The sequence below is a fragment of the Thermomonospora curvata DSM 43183 genome (genome assembly GCF_000024385.1).
Lineage (GTDB): Bacteria > Actinomycetota > Actinomycetes > Streptosporangiales > Streptosporangiaceae > Thermomonospora > Thermomonospora curvata.
Map to the genome: position 1 here is coordinate 2,573,831 of NC_013510.1, position 26,905 is coordinate 2,600,735.

The 26,905-nt window shown below is 73.0% G+C and carries 22 protein-coding genes and 2 pseudogenes; 11 read left to right on the forward strand and 13 right to left on the reverse strand.

What is annotated here, in order from left to right; genetic code table 11:
- Window positions 1–26: 26 nt before the first annotated feature.
- The 11 genes from TCUR_RS10860 (at window position 27) to TCUR_RS10910 (ending at window position 11,085) form a co-directional block, all read left to right on the forward strand.
- Entirely contained in the window at window positions 27–458 is a 432-nt protein-coding gene (locus TCUR_RS10860) for a Rieske (2Fe-2S) protein (RefSeq protein ID WP_148232989.1), read from the forward strand.
- A 124-nt stretch (window positions 459–582) separates the two neighbouring features.
- On the forward strand, window positions 583–1,068 hold the full coding sequence (locus tag TCUR_RS10865) for a Rieske (2Fe-2S) protein (RefSeq protein ID WP_012852543.1): 486 nt from the start codon (window positions 583–585) through the stop codon (window positions 1,066–1,068).
- A 348-nt stretch (window positions 1,069–1,416) separates the two neighbouring features.
- Window positions 1,417–3,471, forward strand: a complete 2,055-nt coding sequence (gene uvrC / locus TCUR_RS10870) for an excinuclease ABC subunit UvrC (RefSeq protein WP_012852544.1) — start codon at window positions 1,417–1,419, stop codon at window positions 3,469–3,471.
- On the forward strand, window positions 3,468–4,352 hold the full coding sequence (rapZ, locus tag TCUR_RS10875; RefSeq protein ID WP_012852545.1) for an RNase adapter RapZ: 885 nt from the start codon (window positions 3,468–3,470) through the stop codon (window positions 4,350–4,352). Before uvrC ends, rapZ begins: the two co-directional genes overlap by 4 nt.
- A gap of 261 nt (window positions 4,353–4,613) precedes the next feature.
- On the forward strand, window positions 4,614–5,594 hold the full coding sequence (locus tag TCUR_RS10880; RefSeq protein ID WP_012852546.1) for a gluconeogenesis factor YvcK family protein: 981 nt from the start codon (window positions 4,614–4,616) through the stop codon (window positions 5,592–5,594).
- 61 nt (window positions 5,595–5,655) lie between these two features.
- Window positions 5,656–6,636, forward strand: coding sequence for a DNA-binding protein WhiA (gene whiA / locus TCUR_RS10885; RefSeq protein WP_012852547.1), 981 nt, complete (start codon window positions 5,656–5,658; stop codon window positions 6,634–6,636).
- A gap of 306 nt (window positions 6,637–6,942) precedes the next feature.
- Window positions 6,943–7,947 carry a type I glyceraldehyde-3-phosphate dehydrogenase gene (gap, locus tag TCUR_RS10890; RefSeq protein WP_012852548.1) on the forward strand — a complete coding sequence of 335 codons (1,005 nt, stop codon included), beginning with the start codon at window positions 6,943–6,945 and terminating at the stop codon, window positions 7,945–7,947.
- 260 nt (window positions 7,948–8,207) lie between these two features.
- Window positions 8,208–9,395 carry a phosphoglycerate kinase gene (locus TCUR_RS10895; protein WP_012852549.1) on the forward strand — a complete coding sequence of 396 codons (1,188 nt, stop codon included), beginning with the start codon at window positions 8,208–8,210 and terminating at the stop codon, window positions 9,393–9,395.
- Window positions 9,396–9,401: 6 nt separating this feature from the next.
- Entirely contained in the window at window positions 9,402–10,199 is a 798-nt protein-coding gene (gene tpiA, locus TCUR_RS10900) for a triose-phosphate isomerase (protein ID WP_012852550.1), read from the forward strand.
- Between the two features lie 182 nt (window positions 10,200–10,381).
- Window positions 10,382–10,624 carry a preprotein translocase subunit SecG gene (gene secG / locus TCUR_RS10905; RefSeq protein ID WP_012852551.1) on the forward strand — a complete coding sequence of 81 codons (243 nt, stop codon included), beginning with the start codon at window positions 10,382–10,384 and terminating at the stop codon, window positions 10,622–10,624.
- An 83-nt stretch (window positions 10,625–10,707) separates the two neighbouring features.
- Complete coding sequence (locus TCUR_RS10910) at window positions 10,708–11,085, forward strand: RNA polymerase-binding protein RbpA (RefSeq protein WP_012852552.1); 378 nt, start codon at window positions 10,708–10,710, stop codon at window positions 11,083–11,085.
- 105 nt (window positions 11,086–11,190) lie between these two features.
- Here the strand turns inward: TCUR_RS10910 and TCUR_RS10915 are convergent, their stop codons facing one another.
- From TCUR_RS10915 to tkt, 13 genes and pseudogenes are all read right to left on the reverse strand, one after another.
- Window positions 11,191–12,489, reverse strand: coding sequence for an acyltransferase family protein (locus tag TCUR_RS10915; RefSeq protein WP_012852553.1), 1,299 nt, complete (start codon window positions 12,487–12,489; stop codon window positions 11,191–11,193).
- A gap of 65 nt (window positions 12,490–12,554) precedes the next feature.
- Entirely contained in the window at window positions 12,555–13,070 is a 516-nt protein-coding gene (locus tag TCUR_RS10920) for a helix-turn-helix domain-containing protein (RefSeq protein ID WP_012852554.1), read from the reverse strand.
- The gene (locus tag TCUR_RS10925) at window positions 13,067–13,954 is read right to left on the reverse strand and encodes a M23 family metallopeptidase (RefSeq protein WP_012852555.1); all 888 of its coding nucleotides are present in this window, start codon (window positions 13,952–13,954) and stop codon (window positions 13,067–13,069) included. Before TCUR_RS10925 ends, TCUR_RS10920 begins: the two co-directional genes overlap by 4 nt.
- Before the next feature lie 356 nt (window positions 13,955–14,310).
- Complete coding sequence (locus TCUR_RS10930) at window positions 14,311–15,120, reverse strand: class I SAM-dependent methyltransferase (RefSeq protein WP_012852556.1); 810 nt, start codon at window positions 15,118–15,120, stop codon at window positions 14,311–14,313.
- A gap of 4 nt (window positions 15,121–15,124) precedes the next feature.
- Window positions 15,125–15,808, reverse strand: a complete 684-nt coding sequence (locus TCUR_RS27955) for a GNAT family N-acetyltransferase (protein ID WP_012852557.1) — start codon at window positions 15,806–15,808, stop codon at window positions 15,125–15,127.
- 364 nt (window positions 15,809–16,172) lie between these two features.
- Window positions 16,173–16,262, reverse strand: a pseudogene (locus TCUR_RS27960) (ACT domain-containing protein); the annotation flags it as partial.
- Window positions 16,263–16,364: 102 nt separating this feature from the next.
- Window positions 16,365–17,148: pseudogene (gene pgl, locus TCUR_RS25595) on the reverse strand (6-phosphogluconolactonase).
- Window positions 17,145–18,104, reverse strand: coding sequence for a glucose-6-phosphate dehydrogenase assembly protein OpcA (locus TCUR_RS10945; protein ID WP_012852559.1), 960 nt, complete (start codon window positions 18,102–18,104; stop codon window positions 17,145–17,147). The pseudogene pgl and the gene TCUR_RS10945 overlap by 4 nt, the downstream one beginning before the upstream one ends.
- Window positions 18,105–18,132: 28 nt before the next feature.
- Window positions 18,133–19,656, reverse strand: coding sequence for a glucose-6-phosphate dehydrogenase (zwf, locus tag TCUR_RS10950; protein WP_012852560.1), 1,524 nt, complete (start codon window positions 19,654–19,656; stop codon window positions 18,133–18,135).
- A gap of 399 nt (window positions 19,657–20,055) precedes the next feature.
- On the reverse strand, window positions 20,056–21,681 hold the full coding sequence (locus tag TCUR_RS10955; protein ID WP_012852561.1) for a phosphoglucose isomerase (PGI): 1,626 nt from the start codon (window positions 21,679–21,681) through the stop codon (window positions 20,056–20,058).
- Between the two features lie 146 nt (window positions 21,682–21,827).
- Window positions 21,828–23,474, reverse strand: coding sequence for a glucose-6-phosphate isomerase (locus TCUR_RS10960; protein WP_012852562.1), 1,647 nt, complete (start codon window positions 23,472–23,474; stop codon window positions 21,828–21,830).
- Window positions 23,471–24,592, reverse strand: coding sequence for a transaldolase (tal, locus tag TCUR_RS10965; RefSeq protein ID WP_012852563.1), 1,122 nt, complete (start codon window positions 24,590–24,592; stop codon window positions 23,471–23,473). Before tal ends, TCUR_RS10960 begins: the two co-directional genes overlap by 4 nt.
- A gap of 27 nt (window positions 24,593–24,619) precedes the next feature.
- Window positions 24,620–26,746: a transketolase gene (tkt, locus tag TCUR_RS10970; protein ID WP_012852564.1), complete on the reverse strand. Its 2,127-nt coding sequence runs from the start codon at window positions 26,744–26,746 to the stop codon at window positions 24,620–24,622.
- Window positions 26,747–26,905: the final 159 nt, after the last annotated feature.

The window sequence follows — 26,905 nt, forward strand, 5'->3', positions numbered from 1 at the left end:
GGGGGTGGACCGGAATCATGGACGCCATGAGCGAGGATGCGAAGAACGCGCCGGCCGGTCAGGTGGGCAGGCGTGCGGTGGTGTGCGGGGCCGCGGCCGTGGGCGCCGCCGCGCTGGCCGGCTGCGGGGTCGGGCAGCCGCGCCGGGCGGAGCCGGCCGCCGAGCTGAAGGGCAAGGAGATCGCCAAGGTCGCCGACGTGCCGGTCGGCGGCGGCAAGGTGCTGCCCCAGTACAAGATCGTGGTCACCCAGCCCACCGAGGGCACCTTCAAGGTCTTCGACGCGCGCTGCACCCACTCCGGCTGTCCGGTGGACCGCATCCGGCAGGGCGCGATGTACTGCCCCTGCCACGGCAGCGAGTTCAAGATCACCGATGGCTCGGTGGCCCGCGGCCCCGCCTCCCGCGGCCTGCTGGAGTACCCGGTGCAGGTCAAAGGGGACGGCCTGGTGATCGTCTGAACCCCGCCGGCGGGCCGGGAACGCAAAAAAGTTGAACGTTCATGGAACTGGCGGTCGTCCCCGTTCGTGATAGGTGGTGTGGACGGGGCCACAGGGGTCCCGGGGGAAACGGAGGACGACGTCCATGGCTCAGGAGACCGCACCGGGAACCGGCGTTTCCGCCCCCGCACCGCAGGCGGACCCGCCGCGGACGGGGAGCACCCGGCGCGGAATCCTGGTCGGCGCGGGGCTGCTGGGGGTGGCCGGTGCCGTGGCCGCCTGCGGCGGCGGGGATGAGACCTCGGGGGCGTCCGGGTCGGGAGGCGGCGCGCAGGCCGCGGCCGGCGGCGTGCTGGCGCAGACCGGCGACATCCCGGTCGGCGGAGGCAAGATCTTCAAAGACCGGGAAGTGGTGGTCACCCAGCCGGCACAAGGCGAGTTCAAGGCCTTCAGCACCAAGTGCACCCACCGGGGCTGCCCGGTGACCTCCGTGCAGAACGGAGTGATCAGGTGCGAATGCCACGGCAGCACCTTCAGCATCGCCGACGGCTCGGTGCAAAGCGGCCCGGCCGACAAGCCGCTGCCCGCCAAGCAGATCATCGTCGAGGGCGGCGGCATCAAACTGGCCTAGCCCCATCCCGGCCGGCCCCGGGTGCGGCGTCGCGGGCGCCGCACCCGGGGCCGGCCTCGCCCGGACGCAAAGTCCCGCCGGTTCCTCTGCGGCGGACGGCGAGCCGGCAGAGGGTGCAAAAGGCGGCAAAGCGCGAGAAAAACAGTGCCGCATCGAGCCGCCCGCGCCGCTGAAAGTTCTCCACGCCCACAACAGGGGAGTTCGTCCATCTCTTTCTTCACCGCCGATCCGTCCGCGCGGCGTCATGATCATGCGGACGGTGCGCTGAACGATATTCGGATCATGCCGGCGGCGGGCCCGCCGCGCCGTCCCGCGCGTTCTGTCACGGCGCCCCACTAGGCTTTTACCGTGGCTGATCCGGCGAACTACCGTCCCGCGCCCGGGACGATCCCCGACTCGCCGGGGGTCTATCGCTTCCGTGACGAACACGGCCGGGTGATCTACGTCGGCAAGGCCAAGAGCCTGCGCTCCCGGCTGAACTCCTACTTCGCCGATTTCGCGAGCCTGCACCCCCGGACCCAGACCATGCTGCGGACCGCCGCGGGAGTCGACTGGACGGTGGTCGGCACCGAGGTGGAGGCGCTGCAGCTCGAATACTCCTGGATCAAGGAGTTCAACCCCCGCTTCAACGTCCGTTACCGCGACGACAAGTCCTACCCGTATCTGGCCGTCACCCTGGATGAGGAATTCCCCCGGGTGATGGTCATGCGCGGAGCCAAACGCAAGGGCGTGCGCTATTTCGGGCCCTACTCGCACGCCTGGGCGATCCGCGAGACGGTCGATCTGCTGCTGCGCGTCTTCCCGGTGCGCACCTGCAAACCGGGGGTCTTCAAACGCGCCCGCCACAGCGACCGGCCCTGCCTGCTGGGCTATATCGACAAGTGCTCGGCGCCGTGCGTGGGCCGCATCGACGCCGCCGCCCACCGGCGCCTGGCCGAGGACTTCTGCGCCTTCATGGCCGGCGACACCGGCCGCTTCATCAAGGAGATCGAGCGGCGGATGCTGGAGGCCGCCGCGGCCGAGGAGTACGAGCGGGCCGCCCGGCTGCGCGACGACATGCGGGCGCTGCAGCGGGCGCTGGAGAAACAGGCGGTGGTGCTGGGCGAGGCCGTCGACTGCGACGTGATCGCCTTCGCCGAGGACCCGCTGGAGGCCGCCGTCCAGGTGTTCTACGTGCGCGGCGGGCGCATCCGCGGCCAGCGCGGCTGGGTGGTCGACAAGGTCTCCGACGTCACCACCGCCGACCTGGTCGAGCACTTCCTGCTGCAGCTTTACGGCGAGAGCGAGGCGGTGCCGCGGGAGGTGCTGGTGCCGGCCGAGCCGCCGGACGCCGCGGCGATGGCCGAGCTGCTGGCCGAACGGCGCGGCGGCCCGGTGCGCATCCGGGTGCCGCGCCGCGGCGACAAGAAGGCGCTGCTGGAGACCGTCGCCCGCAACGCCGCCGAGGCGCTGCGCCAGCACAAGACCCGCCGCGCCGGCGACCTGACCACCCGCAGCAAGGCGCTGCAGGAGATCCAGGAGGCGCTGGAGCTGCCGGAGGCGCCGCTGCGCATCGAGTGCTACGACGTGTCCAACCTGCAGGGCACCAACGTGGTGGCCTCCATGGTGGTCTTCGAAGACGGCCTGGCCCGCAAGAGCGAGTACCGCCGCTTCGCCATCAAGACGGTGCAGGGGCAAGACGACGTCCGCTCCATCCACGAGGTGATCACCCGCCGGTTCAAGCGCTACCTGGCCGAACGCGACAAGGCCGGGCAGGAGGGCGGCGACGCCGGCGGCGTGCTGGCCTCCTACGGCTTCCAGGAGGCCGGGGAACGGGAGCAATCCGCACCGGCCGGCGGGGCCCGTAAGTTCGCCTACCCGCCGAATCTGGTGGTGGTGGACGGCGGCCCGGCCCAGGTCGCCGCCGCCCAGCGGGCATTGGAGGAGCTGGGCGTGGCGGACGTGGCGGTGTGCGGACTGGCCAAGCGGATGGAGGAGATCTGGCTGCCCGGCGAGGAGGACCCGGTGATCCTGCCGCGCGGCAGCGAGGGCCTGTTCCTGATGCAGCGGGTCCGCGACGAGGCGCACCGGTTCGCCGTCGCCTACCACCGGCAGCGCCGCTCCAAGGCGATGACCGCCGGTGAGCTGGACGGGGTGCCCGGGCTGGGACCGGCCCGCCGCACCGCCCTGCTCAAGCACTTCGGATCGCTCAAGCGGCTGCGGGAGGCCACCGTGGCCCAGATCGCCGAGGTGCCCGGCATCGGCCCGCGCACCGCCGAGCAGATCGCCGCCGCCCTGCACGGGGGCGCGCCGCCGAACGGGCGTGCCGCAGGGAAGGCCGCGGCGTCCAGGGGGGCGCCGCCGGGGGACGCACCCGGCCGCGTCCCCACCGAGGAAGACAGTGCCGATGGGGGAGGCAGATGACCATCGAGGGCCATAAAGGCAGCCCGGACATCGTGATCGTCACCGGGATGTCCGGGGCCGGCCGCAGCACGGCCGCCAAGGCGCTGGAGGACCTGGACTGGTTCGTGGTCGACAACCTGCCGCCCGGGCTGCTGGCCACCATGGCCGACCTGGGCGGCCGGGTCCGGGAGGCGGTGCCGCGCATCGCCGTCGTGGTGGACGTGCGCAGCCGCGCCTTCACCAGCGACCTGCACTCGGCCATCGCCGAGCTGGAGGCCCGCGGCGTGCACCCGCGGGTGGTGTTCCTGGAGGCCGCCGACGAGGAGCTGGTGCGCCGGTTCGAGGCGGTGCGCCGCCCGCACCCGCTGCAGGGGGACGGCCGGCTGGTCGAGGGCATCACCCAGGAGCGCGAGCTGCTGCGCGAGGTGCGCGCCGAGGCCGACCTGGTGATCGACACCACCGGGCTGAACGTGCACGAGCTGCGGGCCAAGATCGTCGGTTTCTTCGGCGCCCACGGCGGTGAGTCCGGCCTGCGCTTCACCGTGGTCTCCTTCGGCTACAAGTACGGCCTGCCGGTGGACGCCGACCTGGTGGTGGACTGCCGTTTTCTGCCCAACCCGCACTGGGTGCCCGAGCTGCGCCCCAAGAACGGCCGCGACGCTCCCGTCCGCGACTATGTGCTGAGCCGGCACGGCGCCAAGGAGTTCCTCGACTCCTACGCCGAGGTGCTGCGGCTGCTGGCCGAGGGCTATGAACGCGAGGGCAAGCACTATGTGACGCTGGCCGTCGGCTGCACCGGCGGCAAGCACCGCAGCGTCGCCATGGCCGAGCAGCTCGCCGCCCGCCTGCGCGACGCCGGCATGGACGTCCAGGTCACCCACCGCGACCTGGGCCGGGAATGACGGGGATGCGCCCGCCCGCGCCCGCACGCCGGGACCGGGGTGCCGGGGCGCCGCGGCCGTGGCCGAAGATAGTTCCGTTCGCTCGTTTCGCCGGGTTGGCCTGAGGCTGGTATAGGGAATTTCCTGCACAGATCGTTCCCGAGGCCGCTGGCCGACGCGCCGCGGGCGGAGGATGATCGGTACCGTCGGCTCTCCGGCGGGACCGCAGAGCAGGCGAAGGCGGACGAGGCGAGGCAGTGCGGGGAGAGGGCGGGCGGAGCCGTGATCGAGCGCGGTAGCCAGAAGGTGGTGGCCCTCGGCGGGGGGCACGGGCTGTACGCGTCGCTGTCGGCGCTGCGCAGGGTGACCGATCGGCTCACCGCCGTGGTCACCGTGGCCGACGACGGCGGCTCCAGCGGGCGGCTGCGCCGGGAGCTGGGCGTGCTGCCGCCCGGCGACCTGCGCATGGCGCTGGCCGCGCTGTGCGGCGACGACGAGTGGGGGCAGACCTGGAGCCGGGTGGTGCAGCACCGCTTCCGCAGCCAGGGCGACCTGCACGGGCACGCGGTCGGCAACCTGCTGATCGTGGCGCTGTGGGAGCTGCTGGGCGAGGGCGAGGCCGGGGCGGCCATGCCGGAGGCGACGGTGGCCGGGCTGGACTGGGTGGGCCGGCTGCTGGGCGCCCAGGGCCGGGTGCTGCCGATGGCCGCGGTGCCGCTGGACATCGTCGCCGACGTCCAGGGCGCCGACCCGGCCCGGCCCGAGGAGGTCGTCCAGGTCCGCGGCCAGGTGGCCTGCGCCACCACCCCGGGCAAGGTGCTGAGCGTGTCGCTGGTGCCGCCGGACCCGCCGGTGTGCCCGCAGACCCTGCAGGCCATCGAGGAGGCCGACTGGGTGGTGTTCGGCCCCGGCTCCTGGTTCACCAGCGTGCTGCCCCATCTGAAGGTGCCGGAGCTGGCCAGGGCGCTGATCGGCACCCGGGCGCGGCGGATCGTCGCGCTTAATCTGGCGCCGCAGCCGGGGGAGACCGACGGGTTCTCCCCGCAGACCCACCTGGAGGTGCTCCAGGCGCACGCTCCCGACCTGCGCATCGACGTGGTGCTCGCCGACCGGGGGGTGGTGGAGGACCCCGATGCGCTGGAGAAGGCGGTGCGGATGCTGGGGGGCCGGCTGATGCTGGCCGATGTGGCGGCCGCCGACGGCTCGCCGCGTCATGATCCCGCCCGGCTGGCTCAAGCTTTCGCACAGATCTTGCGTGAGTGACCACCCGCCCGCCGGGAATCGGCGAGACTGCTGAACGGATTCGCAAAGGGGGAGGGCGTCCATGGCGATGACCGGTGTGGTGAAGGACGAGCTGAGCAGGCTGCAGATCTTGAAGCCCTGCTGCCGCAAGGCCGAGGTCTCGACGCTGCTGCGCTTTGCCGGGGGGCTGCATCTGGTCGGCGGGCGGATCGTGATCGAGGCCGAACTGGACACCGGCTCGGTCGCCCGCCGGCTCCGCAAGGACATCGCCGAGGTCTTCGGCCACACCTCCGATGTGGTGGTGCTGGCCCCCAGCGGGCTGCGCAAGGGCAACCGGTACGTGGTGCGGGTCTTCCGCGAGGGCGAGTCGCTGGCCCGCCAGACCGGGCTGATCGACAACCGTGGCCGCCCGGTGCGGGGGCTGCCCCGCCATGTGGTGGCCGGCGCGGCCTGCGACGCCGAGGCCGCCTGGCGCGGGGCGTTCCTGGCGCACGGCTCGCTGACCGAGCCGGGCCGGTCGATGTCGCTGGAGGTCACCTGCCCGGGTCCGGAGGCCGCGCTGGCGCTGGTCGGCGCCGCCCGCCGGCTGAAGGTCCACGCCAAGGCCCGGGAGGTGCGCGGGGTGGACCGGGTGGTGGTGCGCGACGGGGACGCCATCAGCGCGCTGCTGACCCGGCTGGGCGCCCACGACAGCGTGCTGGCCTGGGAGGAGCGGCGGATGCGCCGGGAGGTGCGGGCCACCGCCAACCGGCTGGCCAACTTCGACGACGCCAATCTGCGCCGCTCGGCGCGGGCCGCGGTGGCGGCCGGGGCCCGGGTGGCGCGGGCGCTGGAGATCCTGGGCGACGACGCCCCGCCGCACCTGGTGGCCGCCGGCAAGCTGCGGCTGGAGCACAAGCAGGCCTCGCTGGAGGAGCTGGGCCAGCTCGCCGACCCGCCGCTGACCAAGGACGCCATCGCCGGGCGGATCCGCCGGCTGCTGGCCATGGCCGACAAGCGGGCCAGCGAGATCGGCATCCCCGGCACCGAGGCCAATCTGACCGCCGAGATGCTGGCCCCCTGATGCCGCCCTGACCTCGCACAAGATCGTTCCAAGGGCGTGCGGGGCGGTGGGAAAGGTCTAGACCACAAGGCGCTGGACCTGCCGATTGGTCTAGACCAAAATGGTCTAGACCCATGCAGGAAGGGGAAATCCCCCTCCGGAGTGAACCCGGCTCACCCCCGCTTCACCCCCGGCCGGTGTCGGGACGGCGCACGCCCATTGGATAGGGTCGAGCAGGTGGGGACCGGCTCAGGCTGGGTAACTCCCGTGGGACTATCCGCTGGGCCCGGGAGACCGGGCGGGACGAGGTTCGAGGAGAACTGTTCGGTGACCATCCGCGTAGGCATCAACGGGTTCGGCCGGATCGGCCGCAACTTCTACCGCGCCCTGCTGGCCAGCGGGGCCGACGTCGAGGTCGTGGCGGTCAACGACCTGACCGACAACGCCACCCTGGCCCACCTGCTCAAGTACGACAGCATCCTCGGCCGGCTGGACGAGGAGGTGAAGGCCGCCGCCGATGAGATCTCCGTCGGCGGGCGCACCATCAAGGCCTTCGCCGAGCGCGACCCCGCCAACCTCAAGTGGGGCGACCTGGGCGTGGACATCGTGATCGAGTCCACCGGCCTGTTCACCGACGCCAACAAGGCCAAGGTGCACGCCGACAACGGCGCCAAGAAGGTGATCATCTCGGCCCCCGCCAAGAACGAGGACGTCACGGTCGTGATGGGGGTCAACCACGAGACCTACGACCCGGCCGAGCACACGATCATCTCCAACGCCTCCTGCACCACCAACTGCCTGGCGCCGATGGCCAAGGTGCTGCACGACACCTTCGGCATCGAGCGCGGCCTGATGACCACCGTCCACGCCTACACGCAGGACCAGAACCTGCAGGACGGCCCGCACAAGGACCTGCGCCGCGCCCGCGCCGCCGCCCTCAACATCGTGCCGACCTCCACCGGCGCGGCCAAGGCCATCGGGCTGGTGCTGCCGGAGCTGAAGGGCAAGCTGGACGGGTACGCGCTGCGGGTGCCCATCCCCACCGGCTCGGCCACCGACCTGACCGTCACCTTGAGCCGCGAGACCACCGCCGAGGAGGTCAACGCCGCGCTCAAGGCCGCTGCCGAGGGCCCGCTGCGGGGCATCCTCACCTACACCGAGGACCCGATCGTCTCCGCCGACATCGTCACCGACCCGGCCTCCTGCATCATCGACGCCGGCCTGACCAAGGTCATCGGCGACCAGGCCAAGGTGGTCGGCTGGTACGACAACGAGTGGGGCTACTCCAACCGGCTGGTGGACCTGGTCCAGTACGTCGGAGCCCGGCTGTAAGACCCGCCGCCGCCGTGACCGCGCCGCACCGGCGCGGTCACGGCGGCGCTCCTATGACGGCGGCCGCCGCGCCGGCCGTCACGCCGGGGAACCGGCTGCCACTGTGAGCGAACCTTTTCCGGCACGCCGCTCCCGCGGGCCGGGACGGGTGCGTCGCGGCCAAGGACGAGGCTGCGACCCGCAACGGCGCGATGCCGGGGCTCCCGTCCTCCGGCCGCCGGGGCCACGTGCTTGAGATAAGGCTCAGTGGAAGGACATCCATGCGCACCATTGACGATCTCGACGTACGCGGGAAGCGGGTGCTGGTCCGCTCGGACCTCAACGTTCCCCTCGACGGCGACCGCATCACCGACGACGGGCGGATCCGGGCCAGCCTGCCGACGATCAACACGCTGCGCGAACGCGGCGCCAAGGTGATCGTCTGCGCCCACCTGGGCCGCCCCAAGGGCCAGGTCAAGCCGGAGTTCTCGCTGGCCCCCGTGGCCCGCAGGCTGGGCGAGCTGCTCGGCACCGAGGTGGCCTTCGCCTCCGACGTGGTCGGCGAGTCCGCCGCCCGCACCGTGGCGGGCCTGGCCGACGGCCAGGTGGCGCTGCTGGAGAACCTGCGTTTTGAGCCGGGGGAGACCAGCAAGGACGACGCCGAGCGCGGCGCGTTCGCCGACAAGCTGGCCGCGCTGGCCGACCTGTACGTCGGCGACGGGTTCGGCGCCGTGCACCGCAAGCACGCCAGCGTCTACGACGTCCCCCGCCGCCTGCCGCACGCCGCCGGCGGCCTGATCGTCGCCGAGGTGGACGTGCTGCGCAAGCTCACCGAGGAGGTGGAACGGCCGTACGCGGTGGTGCTGGGCGGCTCGAAGGTCTCCGACAAGCTCGGCGTCATCGACAACCTGCTGAACAAGGCCGACCGCATCCTCATCGGCGGCGGCATGGTCTTCACCTTCCTGGCCGCCCAGGGCCACCAGGTCGGCAAGAGCCTGCTGGAGCAGGACCAGCTCGACACCGTGCGCGAGTACCTGGCCCGGGCCGAAAAGAACGGGGTGGAGCTGGTGCTGCCGGTGGACATCGTGGCGGCCACGGCGTTCGCCGCCGACGCCGACCACCAGGTGGTGCCCGCCGACGCCATCCCCGCCGACCGGATGGGGTTGGACATCGGCCCGGCCTCCGGGCGGCTGTTCGCCGAGCGGCTGGCCGGCGCCAAGACCGTCTTCTGGAACGGCCCCATGGGCGTGTTCGAGATGGAGCCCTACTCCCACGGCACCCGCGCGGTCGCCCAGGGCCTGATCGACTCGGGGGCGTTCACCGTGGTCGGCGGCGGCGACTCGGCCGCGGCGGTGCGCAGCCTGGGCTTCGACGAGTCCGCCTTCTCCCACATCTCGACCGGCGGCGGCGCCAGCCTGGAGTACCTGGAAGGCAAGACGCTGCCCGGCCTTGCGGCACTGGAGGACTGATCTGCGATGGCCACTGCCAAGAAACCTTCCCGTAAGCCGATCATGGCCGGCAACTGGAAGATGAACAACAACCACCTGGAGGCGATCAAGCTCGTCCAGCAGCTCGCCTTCGCCCTCAAGGAGGCCGACTACGAGGCGGTCGAGGTGGTGGTGCTGCCGCCGTTCACCGCGATCCGCTCGGTGCAGACGCTGGTGGACGCCGACAAGCTGCCGATCGCCTACGGCGCCCAGGACGTCTCCGCGCACGCCTCCGGGGCCTACACCGGCGAGATCTCCGGGTCCATGCTGGCCAAGCTGGGCTGCACGTACGTGGTGGTGGGCCACTCGGAGCGCCGCCAGTACCACCATGAGGACGACGCCCTGGTCAACGCCAAGATCAAGGCCGCCTTCGCCGCCGAGCTGACCCCGATCCTGTGCGTGGGGGAGGGCCTGGAGGTGCGCAAGGCCGGCGAGCACGTCCCCTACACCCTGTCCCAGGTCGACGGGGCGCTGGAGAAGATCCCCGCCGAGCAGGCCCGGTCCCTGGTGATCGCCTACGAGCCGGTCTGGGCGATCGGCACCGGCGAGGTCGCCACCCCGGCCGACGCCCAGGAGGTGTGCTCGGCCATCCGCGGCCGGCTCGCCGAGCTGTACGACGAGGAGGTGGCCTCCCAGGTCCGCATCCAGTACGGCGGGTCGGTCAAGTCCGGCAACATCGCCGGCATCATGGCCCAGCCGGACGTGGACGGCGCGCTGGTCGGCGGGGCCAGCCTGGACGCCGGCGAGTTCGTCAAGATCTGCCGGTACCGGGACCTGCCGGTGTGAGCCCGGCTGACAAAACACCGGCGAAAGGTGGTAACACACCCCCACAAGCCGGGGTTCTTGCTGAACCAGGAGTCACTTCGTCGTACCCTCGATACCTGACGGGCAAACCGCCCGGCTTCCTCAGCCGTTGTCGACCAGTGCTCCGCAGGCGCGGGGCGGGCCAGAAGAGGCGCTGAACTACCGTGATCCTCGCAACCTCGATCGTCCTCATCATCACCAGCCTGCTGATGATCCTGCTCGTCCTCATGCACAAGGGGAAGGGCGGTGGATTGTCCGACATGTTCGGTGGTGGGATCTCCTCGTCCCTGGGGGGCTCTTCGGTGGTCGAGCGGAACCTCGACCGGCTGACGATCGGGGTCGGGATCATCTGGTTCGGGTCGATCGTGGTGTTGGGCCTGCTGCTGAAGTCCAACGGCGCCGGCTGAGCCGGGCGTTCAGGTAGTCCCTGGTAGTACGAGCGCCGTCGCGTCCCGTCACGGGCGACGGCCGATCAATCGAGGAGTAGTCCGTGGCTAGTGGCAACGCCATCCGGGGCAGCCGGGTCGGGGCCGGTCCGATGGGAGAGGCCGAGCGCGGGGAGGCGGCGCCCCGCGTCTGGGTCAGCTACTACTGCGCCAACCGGCACGAGACCCGACCCAGCTTCGCGACTGACGTGGCGATTCCCGAGACGTGGGACTGCCCCCGCTGCGGGTTCCCGGCAGGCAAGGACCCCGACAACCCTCCTGCCCCGCCGAAGACCGAGCCCTACAAGACGCACCTGGCGTACGTGAAGGAGCGGCGCAGCGACGCCGACGGCCAGGCGATCTTGGAGGAGGCCCTGGCCAAGCTGCGCGAGCGGCGCGCCGCGGTCAAGGCCGCCATGGAATCGGTCAACAACCGCAACTGAGCGCAAGCGGCCCGTCACGGCATCCGGTCCGGGTCCGCCCCGAGCGGACCCGGACCTTTGCTTGCCCGCAGGAGCCCGGCGTGAGGATCCGGGGCGCCGGGCAGGTCACGGCCGCCCGGCCGATGCCGGGAGCGGTTCGGGCTCGCGGGTCTGCGGGGCTTTCGCGGCCGGCGGCGGGGCCAGCCGCCGGGCCAGGCGGCGTCCCAGCCGCTGTCCCGGCCGCTCCACCAGCCGCTGGGTGAGGGCGGAGGCCGCCACCAGGACGGTCAGCAGGGCCGCCAGGTGGAGCGGGGAGTCCTCGCCCGGACGCCCCAGCAGCGCGTCGGAGAGCACCAGCAGCACCGGGTGCAGCAAGTACACCGAGTAGCTGATCACGCCCAGCCCGGTCAGCGGACGCGGCATCGGGCGGCGGCGCAGCGCCAGCCCCGCCAAGAAGACCAGCGCCGCCAGCGCCAGGCTGGAGGCCCAGGCACGCCGGTACCCCAGCAGCTCGTCGGCGGGCACCCCCCAGCCGCCCATGTGCCACAGCCCGGCCGCGGTCGTGACGGTGAACACCACGGCGCCGCACAGGGCGGCCGTGCGGACCTTGATCTGGCCGTGCTCGGCCCGGTGGGCGGCGGTGCCGGTGAACATCACCGCCAGCAGCGCCAGCCCCTCCCACACCGGCAGCCGGCTGTTGCCGACCAGCAGCACCAGGGCCAGCAGGCCGCCCAGGACCGCGCCGCAGCTTCGCACCGCCGGCCGCCGGGAGAAGACGCAGCCGATCGCGACCGCCAGGGTCAGCGCCGTCACGGCCACCACCGGGCCGACCCCCGCGGCCGCCGCCAGCGCCCCGGCGGGCAGCAGCCCGCCGAACGCGATCGCCGCGCCGCCGGCCGCGGCCAGCGCGGTGGCGATCCCCGCCGAGCGGCGGTGCAGGCCGACCGCGAACAGCGCCGCGACCATCAGGTAGAACAGCATCTCGTACGACAGCGTCCACAGCACGTTCAGCGCGTTGGGCACCGCCAGCACGTCCTGCAGCATCGTCAGATGCGCCGAGACGACCGTCCAGGGGTTCAGCTCGGCCAGCCCGTCCCGCGCCGGCCACAGCCGGGTGAGATTGATCAGCGCGATCGCGGCCAGCGCCACCAGCAGCAGCGGGTAGATCCGGAAGGCCCGGCTGATCCAAAACCGGCCCAGCGAGCGCGACCGCTCCAGGGAGGCGGGAATGATATAGCCGCTGACCAGGAAGAACACCACGACGCCGAAGGTGCCGGGGTCGAACCAGGCGGTGATCTGACGGCGCAGCCCGGGGGTGTAGTGGTAGGTGGCGTGGTGGAAGGCCACCGCCAGCGCGGCGAGCCCGCGCAGCGCGTCCAGCCATGCCAGTCGCGCCGTTCCGGTGCTCGCCTGCGCTGCATCCATATCTCAATCGACCCTATATGCACTTGTGACCCAAAGGTACCCCTGGGTGAAGGGTCGATTACCGGTCATCGTCGTGCGGCGGCGAGGATGACCAGCAGCGGGACGACCTTCTCGGCCGGGACCGCGTACTGCCCGCGGGCCGTGGTGCGCAGCCACCCGGCCGCCACGAGCTGGCGGAGATGGTGGTAGAGCTGGCCGCTGGTGCCGAGCCGCCGGTGGGCGCCCAGCTCGGCGGCGGTGCGGGTGCCGTGCAGGATCTCCCGCAACAGCAGCAGCCGGATCGGATGGCCCAAAGCGGCCACCGCCGAGGCGGCCTGGCTCCAGTCGTCGGCCAGCAGCTCTTCGGCCGGGTGCGCCTGCTGCCACTCGGCGCGCTCGCCGCCGGGCAGCGTCACCGAGCCGGTGAACAGCACCATGCCGGGTTCTTCGGCGCGCTCCTGCAGCCCGTGCAGCGCCCAGAAGACATCGGGGTCGGGGGTCTGCTCACCGTGCCGTGCGGCCGGGCGGGCGCGCTCCAGCGCGGCGACGCGGGCCTCCAGCCGTTCCAGCCGCTCGCCCAGCGATGGTTCCTGCTCGGTCAACCACGCTCCTTCGCCCACGCTCCGGCGTCCACCCGGCCCGGCCCGCCGGTCCGGCCCGCGGGGCCGGCGGTGAACGCCTGCCTGCCTTTGGGCACACCGTAGTGCTCCGTGCCGTCGATCCGGTAAGCGAAGGCGAACGGCAGCCCGGCGGCGATCGCCGTCCGCGGGCTGTCCATGAGCTGAAAGTGCAGGTGGGGTTCGGCGGAGTTGCCGGAGTTGCCGCACTCGGCGATCTGCTGCCCGGCCCGGACCCGCTGGCCGGGGCGCACCCGCAGCGAGCCGCGCCGCAGGTGGGCCAGCGCCGCGTACACCCCCTCGTCCAGCTTCAAGATCACATGGTTGCCGAGCACGAAGCGCGGGCTGATGACGGCGCCGATGCCGCGGACGATCCCCTCCACGAGGAACAGGTAGGCCAGGCCGGGCCAGGAGTTGCGGCTCCAGTGGTCGCGCTGCCCGTCCACCGCCCGCACCACCACCGCGTCGGCGGGGGAGAGGATCGGACGGCCGTAGGAGGGAAAGGAACGGGCCCGGCGGGCCGGGGGCCAGAGCCGCACGCTCTTCCACTGCACGTCCGGGTCGGGCTGGTAGATCAGGTCGATGGCGTGGCTTTGGCCGAACTCGTGCGTTCCGTGGCTGGGGACCCGGTCGGCCGGGCTGTTGACCGCCATCCAGCGGCCCTCGACCGGGGCGCGGACCGCGATCGGGGGACGGCGCACCGCGCCGCCGGGCATCAGCACCAGCGTCAGGCCCGCGAGGATCATCGCCAGGCCCGCCCAGCCCACCCAGCCGGCCTCGTGGAACCTGGCGCTGAACGACAGGACGACGCCGATCAGCAGCAAGGGGGTTCGCACCCGGGCCAGCCGCCCGGCGAGCCTGCCGTTCATCGATGCCTCCCGAAGGTCTCCTCCCGCCTTTTCTCCAGAGTTACGAAAATACGTAATTTCGTCAATAGAGGGTTGCGGAGGTGCGGCCAAGACGGAAGCGGCCACCGGGGAACGGATGCAGCCCGAACGCTGCACACCCGGGCATGCGGGACTTCAGGCGAGGGCCTGCACAGGTCTGTGGTGCGGCCGCCGGGCACCGGCCCGGTCATTGCCGCCCGCGCACCGCCGGCCCCGGCCCGCCGTGCGGACCGGGGCCGGCAAGAGCCGGAGGATGAGCCACAAAGCCTTGAAAACGCACCCTCGGCAGGACGGGGAGAGGCCTTGGCCGCCGGGGCACCGGCCCGGCGCCCGGCCGGTCACCGCTCGGCGGGCCGGAACACCGTGATCAGCCGCCAGGCCTCCGGATCGCGCGGGCCGATCCCGGTGAAGTCGCCGTACTGGGCGTCGATCTGCAGCGCTCCCGACAGGCGGACGGCCGCCTGCAGCTCGGTGGCCGTCCAGAAGCGGTAGGGCACCACGCCGCGGATCGTCTCGGTGCGGCCGTCGGGATGGGTGACGGCGATGGTGACGCGCTCGCGGGCGATCTGGGTGATCGGGTCCAGCCGGTCGCCCGGCTCGCCCCAGCGGACCTCGGCGCGCACGCCGTCCCGCTGCACCGTCCACGCGGTGCCGGTGGACGGCTCGTCGGTGAGCCGGTCGGCCGGGTGGCTCATCTCCAGGATGTAGCGCCCGGCGGGGTTCAGATGCGCGGCCACCCGGTCCAGATGGGCCACGAAGGCGTCCAGGCTCATCAGGTGGGCGGTGGAGTCCAGCATCGTCACCACCAGGTCGAAGCGGCGGCCCAGCGCGAAGCGGGTCATGTCGGCGCACACGACCTGCAGCGCCACCCCCTCGTCCTTGGCGCGCCGCTCGGCGTGGGCGCACATGGCCGGGCTCAGGTCCAGGGCGGTCGCCGCGATCCCGCGCCGGGCGAACTGCCGGGCGTGCTCGGCGGGACCGGCGGCCAGCTCCAGGACCGAGGCGGGCGGCCCGCCGCCGCAGGAGCGGCGGTACCACCTCAGCAGGGCCTCCACCTCGGCGGGCACGTCACGGAACGCGCACGCCAGCTCATAGGCCCAGGGATTGCCGTAGATCGGGTTGTCGGCGGGGTCGCAGGCGCTGGTCACCCGCCTATCCTGCCAGCGCGCCCCCCGTGCCGGGGGTCGCGGCGGCGGCCCGCGCGGCCCGGGCGTCCAGCCGGAGCCTGATCTCCAGCGTCCCCGGCTCGTCGGTGCGCCGGACCCGGCCGCCCAGCGAGGTCAGCAGCCTGCGCATCCGCGCGTTGTCGGCCAGTACCGTGGCGCGCAGCTCCACCACCCCCCGCTCGCGGGCCGGCACCAGCAGCAGGTCGGTCAGCGCCCGGCCCAGCCCGCGGCCCTGCCAGGCGTCCTCCACCAGCAGGGCCAGCTCGGCCACTCCCGGGTCCACCGCGTGCATCAGGTGCGCCAGCGCCAGGATCGAGCCGTCCGGCCCCTGGGCGACCAGCGTCAGCCCGTGGGAGGGCTCGCAGAACAGCTCCAGCGCCCGCTGCGACAGCGTCGGCTTGGGGCTGAAGTACCGGGCCCGGCGGCTCGCCGGCGAGCACCGCTCGTGCATGGCCTGCACGGCCTCCCGGTCGCGGCGCTCCATCGGGCGCACCACCACCTCGGTGCCGTCCCGCAGCAGCACCCGCCGGGAGAGCGGGCCGGGCTCCCCGGCCGGCAGCACCGACCGCACCAGTGCGTCGGCACGGGCGGCCTCGGTGGCGGTGAAACGGCAGCCCCACCCGCCGCAGCCGCACCGCCCGCAGCGGCCCGACCGGCACCAGCAGCTCAAAGGACCGGAACGGGGCGCCTGCGCCGTCGCGTGCGGGCTCGCCGCTCGGGTCGCAGGCGGCGCTGCGGGGCTCCCGCAGCGCCGCCGCCCCCCGCACCCAGGTCGCCGACTCGGCGCGCAGCAGCTCCGCCAGCACCTGCGGCAGGGAGCGCGGCTCGGCCTGCACCCGGGCGGCCAGCAGCATCGCCCGGGTGGGCTCGTCGACCAGCTCGTGCGGACGGGCGGGCACCACCGTGGTGTCGCCTCCCCCGGCCCGTTCGATCGCGGCGGCCAGCTCGCCCGGCCACGCTCCGCCGCGCTGGACGTCCACGATGAACTCGTCCACCACGCCCTCGGCGTCCACCTGGACGGACAGGTTGAGGATGTTGGCGCCGTGCTCGGCCAGCGCGGCGGTCAGCCCGGCCAGCCGGCCGGGCCGGTCCTCGATGTGGGTGCGGATGCGCAGCAGTGGCATTTGGAGCGTTCCCCCCTTCCGGGGTTCTTCGGTCTCCCCAAATCTGGCGCAGCGTTGTTACGGAATCGCTACATCGTCGTGAGCCCGTGGTTTCGCCCAGGGTCAGGGGGAGGCGATGCGCTCCAGGCCCGGGGGCAGTTTGCTCGCCGCCGCCCGGTCCAGCAGGACCAGCGTCCGCTGGCGGCCCCGGGGCCCCGGCGGCCGGGGCCGCCAGCGGACCCGCCTCCGACAGCGCCAGCCGCACCGCGTCGGCCTTGGCCTCGCCCGCGGCCAGCAGCCACACCTCCCGGGCCGCCCGGATCGCCGGCAGCGTCAAGGTGATCCGGGTCGGCGGGGGCTTGGGCGCCCCCCGCACCGCCACCACCGTCCGCTCCTCCTCATACAGCGCCGGCATCTCCGGAAACAGCGACGCCACGTGCGCGTCCGGTCCCACGCCCAGCATCAGCACGTCGAAGGACGGCACCGGGCCGTGGTCTTCCGGCCGGGCGGCCGCGCGCAGCAGCGCCGCGTAGCGCTCGGCCGCCGCCTCCGGGTCGTCGCCGTCCGGCCCGTCGCTGGCCGGCATCGGGTGCACCCGCGCCGGATCCAGCGGGACGTGGTCCAGCAGCGCCCGCCGCGCGCCGGTCTCGTTGCGGTCCGGGTGCCCCGACGGCAGGAACCGCTCATCCCCCCACCACAGGTCCAGCCGGCCCCAGTCGATGGCGTCACGGGCGCCGGTGGCGGCCAGCTCGGCCAGCACCGCGGTGCCGATCCCCCCGCCGGTCAGCACCAGCGCGGCGCCGCCCCGGGCGGCCTGCACGTCCACGATCCGGGTGACCAGCCGGGCCGCCGCCGCCCTGGCCAGCAGGGTCGGGTCGCGGTGGATCAACACGGTGGGCACTGTCATGATCGGTCCTCATCCAGTTCGGGGGCCGGCTGCTCCGTTCCGCGCGCAGCGGCCAGGTCCTTGGCGTAGCGGACGGCCGACTCGTGGTACACCTCGTCGGGGTCCAGCCGCCGCAGCTCCTCGGCCAGCAGCTCGGCCATCGGGCGGCGCGGCAGCGCCACCTGCCTGTCCGGCTGCCCGGGCCGCGACAGCGTCGCCACCCGGCCGTCCGGGCGGGTCAGCGAGATGTCGCCCTCCACCGTGGTCAGCGTGACCTCGGTCAGGCCGGGCCCTTCGGAGAACTGCCGGGCCACCGGCACCCCCAGCCGCAGCGACAGCCAGGCCGCCAGCAGCTCGGCGCTGGGGCTGTCGGGCTCGGCCACCACCCTGCCGGCGGTGATCTCCGCGAAACCGGAGTCCAGCGCCGCCGCCAGCAGCGTCCGCCACGGGGTCAGCCGCGTCCAGGCGAAATCGGTGTCGCCCGGCTGGTAGTTCTCGGCCAGCCGGGCCAGCGTGCCCAGCCGGTCCCGGGCGGCATAGGAGTCGGTGATGCGCCGCTGGGCCAGCACCCCCAGCGGGTCGGTGCCCGGCTGGACGGGTGCGTTGCCCGGCCACCAGGTGACCACCGGGGCGTCCGGCACCAGCAGCGGCACCACCACCGAGTCGGCGTGCTCGGCCAGCGGCCCGTACATGCGCAGCAGCACCGTCTCACCCGGCCCGGTCTCGCCCATGCGGATCTCGGCGTCCAGCCGGGAGGAGCTGCCGCGGGAGTCCCGGGAGATCACCGTCAGCACCCGGCAGGGATTCTCGCGGGCCGCCTCGTTGGCCGCCCGGACCGCGTCGTACTGCGCCGACTCGTCCGTCACGATCACCAAGGTGAGCACCATGCCCACGGCCGGGCCGCCCATCAGGTGCCGGGCCTGCCGCAGCGAGCTTTGGATGTGGCGGATCGAGGTGTCGGCCAGGTCGATGTTCATCGATCGGACTCCAACAGGGTGGTCGCGGTCACAGACGTCTCCAGGCACGCCCGTCGCGCGCCATCAGCAGATCGGCCGACGCCGGGCCATAGCCGCCGGACTTGTACGGCTCCGGCCTGCCGTGCTCGGCCCAGTACTCCTCGATCGGGTCGAGGATCCCCCACGACAGCTCGACCTCCTCCTGCCGGGGGAACAGCGGCGGGTCGCCGATCAGCACATCCAGCAACAGCCGCTCATACGCCTCGGGGGAGTGCTCGGTGAAGGACTCCCCGTAGGCGAAGTCCATGTTCACATCCCGGATCTCCATGGCGGTTCCGGGCACCTTGGAGCCGAAGCGCACCGTGATGCCCTCATCCGGCTGCACCCGCATCACCAGGGCGTTCTGCCCCAGCTCCTCGGTGTCGGTCTCGGAGAACGGCAGGTGCGGGGCGCGCTGGAAGATCAGCGCCACCTCGGTGACCCGGCGCGACAGCCGCTTGCCGGTGCGCAGGTAGAACGGCACCCCGGCCCAGCGCCGCGACTCGATCTCCAGCTTGATCGCCGCGTAGGTCTCGGTGCGCGAGTCGGGCGGGATGCCGTCCTCCTCCAGGTAGCCGCGCACCCGCTCGCCGCCCTGCCAGCCGGCCGCGTACTGGCCGCGGGCGGTGGTGCGGCTCAGATCGTCCGGCAGCCGCACCGAGGAGAGCACCTTGGCCTTCTCGGCGCGCACCGCCTCGGCGCTGAAGGAGGTGGGCTCCTCCATCGCGGTCAGCGCCAGCAGCTGCAGCAGGTGGTTCTGGATGACGTCGCGGGCGGCGCCGATGCCGTCGTAGTAGCCGGCCCGGCCGCCGATCCCGATGTCCTCGGCCATGGTGATCTGCACATGGTCGATGTAGGAGCGGTTCCACACCGGCTCGTACATGGTGTTGGCGAACCGCATCGCCAGGATGTTCTGCACGGTCTCCTTGCCCAGGTAGTGGTCGATCCGGAAGATCGACTCCTCGGGGAAGACCCGGTGCAGCGTGGCGTTCAGCTCCCGGGCGCTCTTGAGGTCGTGCCCGAAGGGCTTTTCCACCACCACCCGCCGCCAGGAGTGCGGGCCGTGCTCGGTCAGCCCGCACCGCTGCAGCTGCTCCACCACCATCGGGAAGAACTTGGGCGGGATGGACAGGTAGAAGGCGTAGTTGCCGCCGGTGCCGCGGGTGGCGTCCAGTTCCTTGACCGCCATGGCCAGCGCCTCGAAGGCCCCCGGGTCGCTGAACTCGCCGGGCACGAAGTGCATGCCCTCGGCCAGGTGCCGCCAGACGTCCTCCCGGAAGGGAGTGCGCGCGTTCTCCTTGACCGCCTCATAGGCCACCTGCCGGAAGTCCTGGTGCTCCCAGTCGCGGCGGGCGAAGCCGACCAGGGAGAAGCCCGGCGGCAGCAGGCCCCGGTTGGCCAGGTCGTAGATCGCCGGCAGCAGCTTCTTGCGCGACAGATCGCCGGTCACCCCGAACAGCACCAGCACACTGGGCCCGGCCACCCGCGGCAGCCGCTTGTCACGTGGATCACGCAACGGATTCGTCGTGGTCACCTGTACGCCCCCTGCCGGCCTTGTGGGCCGCTCCAGTCAACTCCGGTCATGCTCGTTGAGCCTTGTGCAACGCGCCGTTCCCGCAGGCCGCGGGCGGGCGGGTCCCACGCGGGGACGGCGCCGGTGCGGGCACGGCACCGGGCGTCACCGGGGCTCCCGTCCCCGGTACCCGCGGCCGCATGGCGGAAAAGGTTCATCGGTACGGACGGGCGTTCTCCCCGCACGTCCCCTCCAGCTTCGTTCCAGTGGGTCTCCGGGAGGCCCGCGGGAGAAGGGGGCGGGCGGGCCGCACCCGTCCCCGCCGCATCCCGCAGGACGTTCCCGGCCGGTATGAGGTGTACGCGCACGGTCGTTGCGAACGCGGTGATTTGTGTCTCTTCGGCGGGCCCGGCTCCCGGCTCATCTACGGCCCCGCACCGTCTCGGCGAGGCGGGCGGCGCCGTCGGCCGGCTCGCGCAGGTGCAGCCACAGCACCGGCAGGCCGCGCCGGCGCAGCGCCCGCACGTCGGCCAGCGCGCGGGCCAGGTGCAGCCCGCCCAGCGAGTAAGGGCGGCCGGGCACTGGCAGATCGGCCCCCGGGGTGCCGGTCACCACCAGGAACACCCCGTTGCGCGGCCCCTGCTTGTGCAGGGACCCGGTGTCGTGCAGGTAGGACGGGCCCGTGCCGTGGCACACCGGGCGGCCGGACCGGTGGGCCAGCGCCGGCGCCAGGCGGGCGCCGGGCAGCTCGTCGGGCAGGTAGCTGATCACCGCCAGGTAGCCGGTCGCCGGGATGCCCTGCAGCATCGCCTCGATCGCCGCCGGCAGATCGGTCGGCACCGCCGCCCCGGCCAGGGCGGGGTCGCCGCGCACCTCGATGCCGCCGTCGACGAAGTCCGGCTCCTCCAGCAGCGGCGGCAGCGCGGGCGAGCGCCGCAGGATCGCCGCCGCCTCCTCCTCGGCCTCCCGCACCAGGGCCGCCGCCTCATCGAAGGGGTCGACGCCCAGCAGCCAGGCGGCCACCGCGGTGGCGTACTCCCACAGCAGGAACTGGGCGCCCGGCGGCCCCCACACGAACGTGTCGGCCTCCTGAAAGGCCCCGCCCAGGGCCACCGAGTGCAGGTCGGGCGCCTGTCCGGCGGGCCGTCCGGCGGCCGGCAGCGGCACGATCCCCCGGCCCCGTTTGCCGGTGCCGGTGGCCAGCAGCTGGCCCACCCAGCCGGCCAGCGCCGCCGGCCCGCCCTCCAGCGCCACCTTGTCGCGGCAGGCCCAGGCGGGGACCTGCCGGGCGCAGCCGCCCAGCACCGCTCCCAGCAGCAGCGCCGGGTTGTCATCGTCCTTGCCCAGCGACGGCACCACCGCGGCCGCCTCCTCCAGCAGGGTGGACACCTGCGCCCCGGCCAGCGCCGCCGGCACCAGCCCGTAGGCCGACAGCGCCCCGAAATGACCGGGCAGGGCCGGATCGGTCAGCCCGATCCGGTAGCCGCGGTGGCGGGCGAATCCGTGCAGCGGGCTGTCGTGGTCGGTGATCACCAGGAACCGCTCGGCGATCTGGCGGTCGCTCAGCCCGATCTCCCGGAACGCCCCGCTGAGGATCCGGTGGTAGGCGTCGCCTTCGATGGAGACCCCGGCCTTGCTGGACAGCACCACCAGCGTGCGGTCCAGCCGCTGCAGGACCGTCTGCAGGGCCTGCCGCCCGCCGCCGTCCAGGACGGTCAGCGCGCCGGATGCCGCCCGGCCCGGGTCGGCGGCCTCCAGCACGGCCCGCGCGGCCAGCCCTTCGGCGCCCACCCCGACCAGCGCCACATGGTCCAGCCCACTGTGGCGGAGCTCGGCCACCAGATCACCGAGCCGCTCCAGCAGCATCCGGGAGGCGAAGGGCAGGTCCAGCCAGCCCAGCCGGCCCGGCGCGACGTTCCCCCGGCCCCACAGCCGGGGGTCCTTGGCCGCCAGGGCGGACGGCACCCCGCAGGTGACCAGGTGGTCACGAGCCTGGAGGGCCGAGTCCAAAGCGTTGCCGCGGGTCATCACGTCGAAGGCCGGCACGGTTCCTCCCTCCCCGCCCATCGTTTCAGGACCGTCCGCACCGCGCGACCGAAAACGCAACGATCCCCACCGATGTCCGATATCGATGGGGATCGACGCGGATTGTCGCAGGGCGCGGCGGAAGGGAGTCTTCGCCGGTGCCCGCGCTAGGCCAGCGCGCTCAGCAGCTGCCGCACCCCCGCCGCACGGTCCCGCAGGTGGAACCGGACGGCCGGGCGGCCCCGCGAGCGCAGCGCCCGCAGGTCCCCGAACGCCTGGGCCAGCTGCAGCTGCCGGAGCGTGTACGGCTTGCCGGGCACCGGCAGGTCCTCGGCGCACTCCCCGGTGATCTGCACGAACACCCCGTTCTGCGGGCCGCCCTTGTGATACTGGCCGGTCGAGTGCAGAAAACGGGGCCCCCAGCCGAACGTCACCGGCACCGCGGTCTTGCGCAGCCGGGCCGAGGCCTCGGCCAGCAGCGGACGCAGCCGCTCGGCGGCGGCGTCGCCCATCCGGTCCAGGTAGGCCATGACCGCCAGGTAACCGCGCTCGGGGACCGCCGTCACCACCGCCTCCAGCACGGCGGACAGGTCCTTGGCGCCCCTGACCAGCTCGGGCGGGGCGTGCACCTCCACCGCGTCGACGACCAGCGCGGGCTCACCGGCCACCACGGTCGGCGCGTCCCCGTCGGCGGCGCGCAGCAGCGCCGCGGTGTTGTCCTTGGACTCCTGGACGTTGGGCTGGTCGAAGGGGTTGATGCCCAGCACCCGCCCGGCCACCGCGGTGGCGTACTCCCACAGCAGGAACTGCGCGCCCAGCGGACCGGTGACGCCCAGCCCGTCGCCGTCGAAGCCGCCGCCCAGCACCACCGGGCACACGTCCTCGCCGCCGGTGAAGCCGGGGGCGTCGACGCCCTCGACCACCACCGGCAGGATGCCCTTGCCGTCCTTGCCGGTGGACTCGGCGATCAGCTGCTCGGCCCAGTCGCCGAAGGCGGCGATGCCCGAGCCGCGGTCGGCGATGGCCAGCTTGTCCCGGCCGGCCAGCGCCGAGGCCCCCAGCGCCGCCCCCAGCGTCAGGGCCGGGTTGTCATACGGCTGGCGCAGCGACGGCGTCAGCGCCGCCGCCTCCTCCAGCAGCCCGGCCACCTGCGCCCCGGCCAGCGCGCTGGGCACCAGCCCGAAGGCGCTCAGCGCGCTGTAGCGGCCGCCGACGTCGGGGTCGGCCAGCACCACCGTGTAGCCGGCCTGGTGGGCGGCCTCCTCCAGCGGCGAGCCGGGATCGGTGACGACCACGAAACGGCGGGCCAGCTCGGCGCCGGTGATCCCGGCGGCGGCGAAGGCGCCCTCGAAGACCCGCCGGTGGCTGTCGGTCTCGATGGTGCCGCCGCTTTTGCTGGAGACCACCACCACGGTGCGCTCCAGCCGGTCGCCGACCACCGCGGCGACCTGCTGGGGGTCGGTGGTGTCCAGCACGGTCAGCTCCACCCCGGCGGTGCGGGTGATGACCTCCGGGGCCAGCGAGGATCCGCCCATCCCGGCCAGCACCACCCGGTCCAGCCCGTCGGCGCGCACCCGCTCGGCCAGCTCGGCCAGCCGCGGCAGCAGCGGCCGGGACGATTCGGCCAGCTTCAGCCAGCCCAGCCGCTTGCTCGCCTCGGCGACCGCGCCCGGCCCCCACAGCTGGGGATTGCCGGCGGCCAGGGCGGCCGGCACGCCGTCGCTGATCAGCCGCTCGGTCACCGCGGCGGCCCGGTCGACCACCGCCCCGCGCAAGGTGACCGAGACGCCGCCCGCGGTGACGACCGAGGTCACTTGGCGGCCCCCTCGCCCTTGTCGGCCAGCTCCCGCTCGATGGTGCTCAGCAGCTCCGCCCAGGACGCCTCGAACTTCTCCACGCCCTCCTCCTCCAGGACGCGCACCACATCGTCGTAGTCGACGCCGACCTCCTTGAGGGCGGCCATGTGGGCGCGGGCCTCCTCGTAGGAGCCGCGCACGGTGTCGCCGCGGATCTGGGAGTGGTCGGCGGCGGCCTCCAGCGTCGCCTCCGGCATGGTGTTGACCGTGCCGGGCGCCACCAGCTCGTCCACATACAAGGTGTCGGGCAGCGAGGGATCCTTCACCCCCGTGGAGGCCCACAGCGGACGCTGCGGCCGGGCCCCGGCCTCCCGGAGCGCCTGCCACCGGTCGGAGGAGAACTTCTCCTCATACAGCGCATAGGCCAGGCGGGCGTTGGCGACCCCCGACTTGCCCTTGAGCGCCGCGGCCTTCGCCGAGCCCAGCTTGTCCAGCCGCTTGTCGATCTCGGTGTCGACCCGGCTGACGAAGAACGAGGCCACCGAGGCGATCTGGGAGAGGTCGCGCCCGGCCGCGCGGGCCTGCTCCAGCCCCGCGAAGTAGGCGTCGATCACCTGCCCGTAGCGCTCCAGGGAGAAGATCAGCGTGACGTTGACGTTGATGCCCTCGCTGATCGCCTGCGTGATCGCCGGCAGCCCCTCCGCGGTGGCGGGGATCTTGACCATCAGATTCGGCCGGTCCACCATCCACCACAGCGCCCGCGCCTCGGCCACGGTCGGCTCGGGCCGGCGGGCCAGCCGCGGGTCCACCTCGATCGACACCCGGCCGTCCAGGTGAGCGGTGCGCTCGAAGACCGGGCGCAGCACATCGCAGGCCCAGCGGATGTCGTAGGTGGTGATGGCCCGCGCCGCCTCCTCCACGTCCACCCCGCGCACCGCAAGGTCGCGCAACTGGGCGTCGTAGGCGGTGCCCTTGCTGAGCGCCTTGGCGAAGATGGTCGGGTTGGAGGTGACCCCCACCACCCTCCGGTCGCGGATCAGCGCCTCCAGGTTGCCGCTTTGCAACCGGTCCCGGCTGATGTCGTCCAGCCAGATCGCGACGCCCTCGGCAGAGAGCCTATCGAGTGTCTCGCTCACCGGTGTCTCCTCACCTGTGACGGGCTGTCAGTTCCCGGTCGTCTCACCGCGGCCCTGGCCCTCCACACCGGCCTTGATCAGGCTGGAGCGGGCGGCGGCGACCACACGGTCGGGCGTGAAGCCGAACTGCTGGAACAGCGTCTTGTAGTCGGCCGAGGCGCCGAAGTGCTCCAGGCTGACCATCTCGCCGGCGTCGCCGACGAACTGCCGCCAGCCCAGCCCCACGCCGGCCTCCACCGACACCCGGGCGCGCACCGAGTGCGGCAGCACCTGCTCGCGGTAGGCCTCGTCCTGCTCCAAGAACCACTCCACGCACGGCATGGACACCACCCGGGTCGGGGTGCCCTCCGCCTCCAGGATGCGCCGCGCCTCCAGCGCGATCGAGACCTCGCTGCCGGTGGCGATCAAAATCACCAGCGGCCGGCCGGTGGAGGCCTCGGCCAGCACATAGCCGCCCTTGGCGACCCCTTCGGCGCTCGCCAGCTCCCCGCCGCGCTCCAGGGTGGGCACCTTCTGGCGGGTCAGCGCCAGCGCGGCGGGCCGGTCGGTGTGCTCCAGGATGGTCCGCCAGGCCACCGCGGTCTCGTTGGCGTCGGCCGGCCGCACCACGTCCAGGCCCGGAATGGCGCGCAGCGACCACAGGTGCTCCACCGGCTGGTGGGTGGGGCCGTCCTCGCCCAGCCCGATGGAGTCGTGCGTCCACACGAACGTCACCGGCAGCTTCATCAGCGCCGACAACCGCACCGCCGGGCGCATGTAGTCGCTGAAGACCAGGAACGTGCCGCAGTAGGGGCGGGTGCCGCCGTGCAGCGCGATGCCGTTGCAGATGGCGCCCATGGCGTGCTCGCGCACCCCGAAGTGCAGGGTGCGGCCGTAGCGGTTGCCGGGGAACTCCTTGGTCTGGAACTCCTCGGGGATGAAGGACGGCTCGCCCTTCATCGTGGTGTTGTTGCTGTCGGCCAGGTCCGCCGAACCGCCCCACAGCTCCGGCAGCACCGGGGCCAGCGCGGTGAGGATCTCCCCGGAGGCGGCGCGAGTGGCGATCTCCTTGCCCGCCGGGAAGGACGGCAGCGCCTTCTCCCAGCCGGCCGGCAGCCGCCGCTCGGCGATCCGGTCGAACTCGGCGGCCCGCTCCGGGTGCGCCGCCCGCCAGGCCTGGAAGCTCTCCTCCCAGGCGGCGCGCAGCTCCCGGCCCCGGTCGAGCACCTTGCGGGCGTGCGCGAGCACCTCGGCGGGCACCGCGAAGGTCTGCTCGGGGTCCATGCCCATGATCCGCTTGGTGGCGGCCACCTCCTCGGCGCCCAGCGCGGCGCCGTGGATCTTGCCGGTGTTCTTCTTGTTGGGGGCCGGCCAGCCGATGATGGTGCGCAGCGCGATGAAGGACGGCCGGCCGGTCTCGGCGCGGGCCTTCTCCAGCGCCTCCGCCAGCGCCCGCACGTCCTCGTGGTAGTCGCCCCCGGCGGTCCAGTCCACCGACTGCACGTGCCAGCCGTAGGCGGCGTAGCGGGCCAGCACGTCCTCGGACGTGGCGATGGCGGTGTCGTCCTCGATGGAGATGTGGTTGTCGTCGTAGATGACCACCAGGTTGCCCAGCCGCTGGTGGCCGGCCAGCGCCGAGGCCTCGTGGCTGATGCCCTCCTGGATGTCGCCGTCGGAGGCGATCACCCAGATGGTGTGGTCGAAGGGGCTGCGGCCCGGCTCGGCGTCCGGGTCGAACAGGCCGCGCTCGCGGCGGGCCGCCATCGCCATGCCGACCGCGTTGGCGATGCCCTGTCCCAGCGGGCCGGTGGTGGTCTCCACGCCGGCGGTGTGCCCGTACTCGGGGTGGCCGGGGGTCAGGCTGCCCCACTTGCGCAACGCCTTCAGGTCGCTGAGCTCCAGCCCGTAGCCCGACAGGTACAGCTGGATGTAGAGGGTCAGGCTGGAGTGCCCGGCCGAGAGCACGAACCGGTCGCGGCCGACCCAGGCCGGGTCGGTCGGGTCGTGCCGCAGGAAGCGCTGGAAGAGCAGGTAGGCGGCCGGCGCCAGGCTCATCGCGGTGCCCGGGTGGCCCGAACCCGCCTCCTCGACCGCGTCCATCGCCAGGGCGCGGACCACGTCCACCGCCCGCCGGTCCAGGTCGGACCATTCAAACGTGCTGCTGTCCGTAGTCACCGGAACGCTCAGCTTCCTCTCTCAGGGGTCGGCGCCCGTCCCGCGGACGGGCGTGTGCTGTTCACTCTCCGCCGTACGGCCTGGACCGTTGCCTGGACCAACGCGCCCGATTCCGGTCGGCCGGGGGATCACCGGTCGCCGTCGCGCAAGACGCCCCGC

What these genes read in the sequence shown, in the direction of transcription:
- TCUR_RS10915 (WP_012852553.1), bottom strand. Translation starts at nt 12,489, where the DNA reads ATGGATGCAGCGCAGGCGAGCACCGGAACGGCGCGACTGGCATGGCTG.
- TCUR_RS10945 (WP_012852559.1), bottom strand. Translation starts at nt 18,104, where the DNA reads ATGAACATCGACCTGGCCGACACCTCGATCCGCCACATCCAAAGCTCG.
- rapZ (WP_012852545.1), top strand. Translation starts at nt 3,468, where the DNA reads ATGACCATCGAGGGCCATAAAGGCAGCCCGGACATCGTGATCGTCACC.
- TCUR_RS10895 (WP_012852549.1), top strand. Translation starts at nt 8,208, where the DNA reads ATGCGCACCATTGACGATCTCGACGTACGCGGGAAGCGGGTGCTGGTC.
- TCUR_RS10865 (WP_012852543.1), top strand. Translation starts at nt 583, where the DNA reads ATGGCTCAGGAGACCGCACCGGGAACCGGCGTTTCCGCCCCCGCACCG.
- TCUR_RS10925 (WP_012852555.1), bottom strand. Translation starts at nt 13,954, where the DNA reads ATGAACGGCAGGCTCGCCGGGCGGCTGGCCCGGGTGCGAACCCCCTTG.
- TCUR_RS10860 (WP_148232989.1), top strand. Translation starts at nt 27, where the DNA reads ATGAGCGAGGATGCGAAGAACGCGCCGGCCGGTCAGGTGGGCAGGCGT.
- tpiA (WP_012852550.1), top strand. Translation starts at nt 9,402, where the DNA reads ATGGCCACTGCCAAGAAACCTTCCCGTAAGCCGATCATGGCCGGCAAC.
- whiA (WP_012852547.1), top strand. Translation starts at nt 5,656, where the DNA reads ATGGCGATGACCGGTGTGGTGAAGGACGAGCTGAGCAGGCTGCAGATC.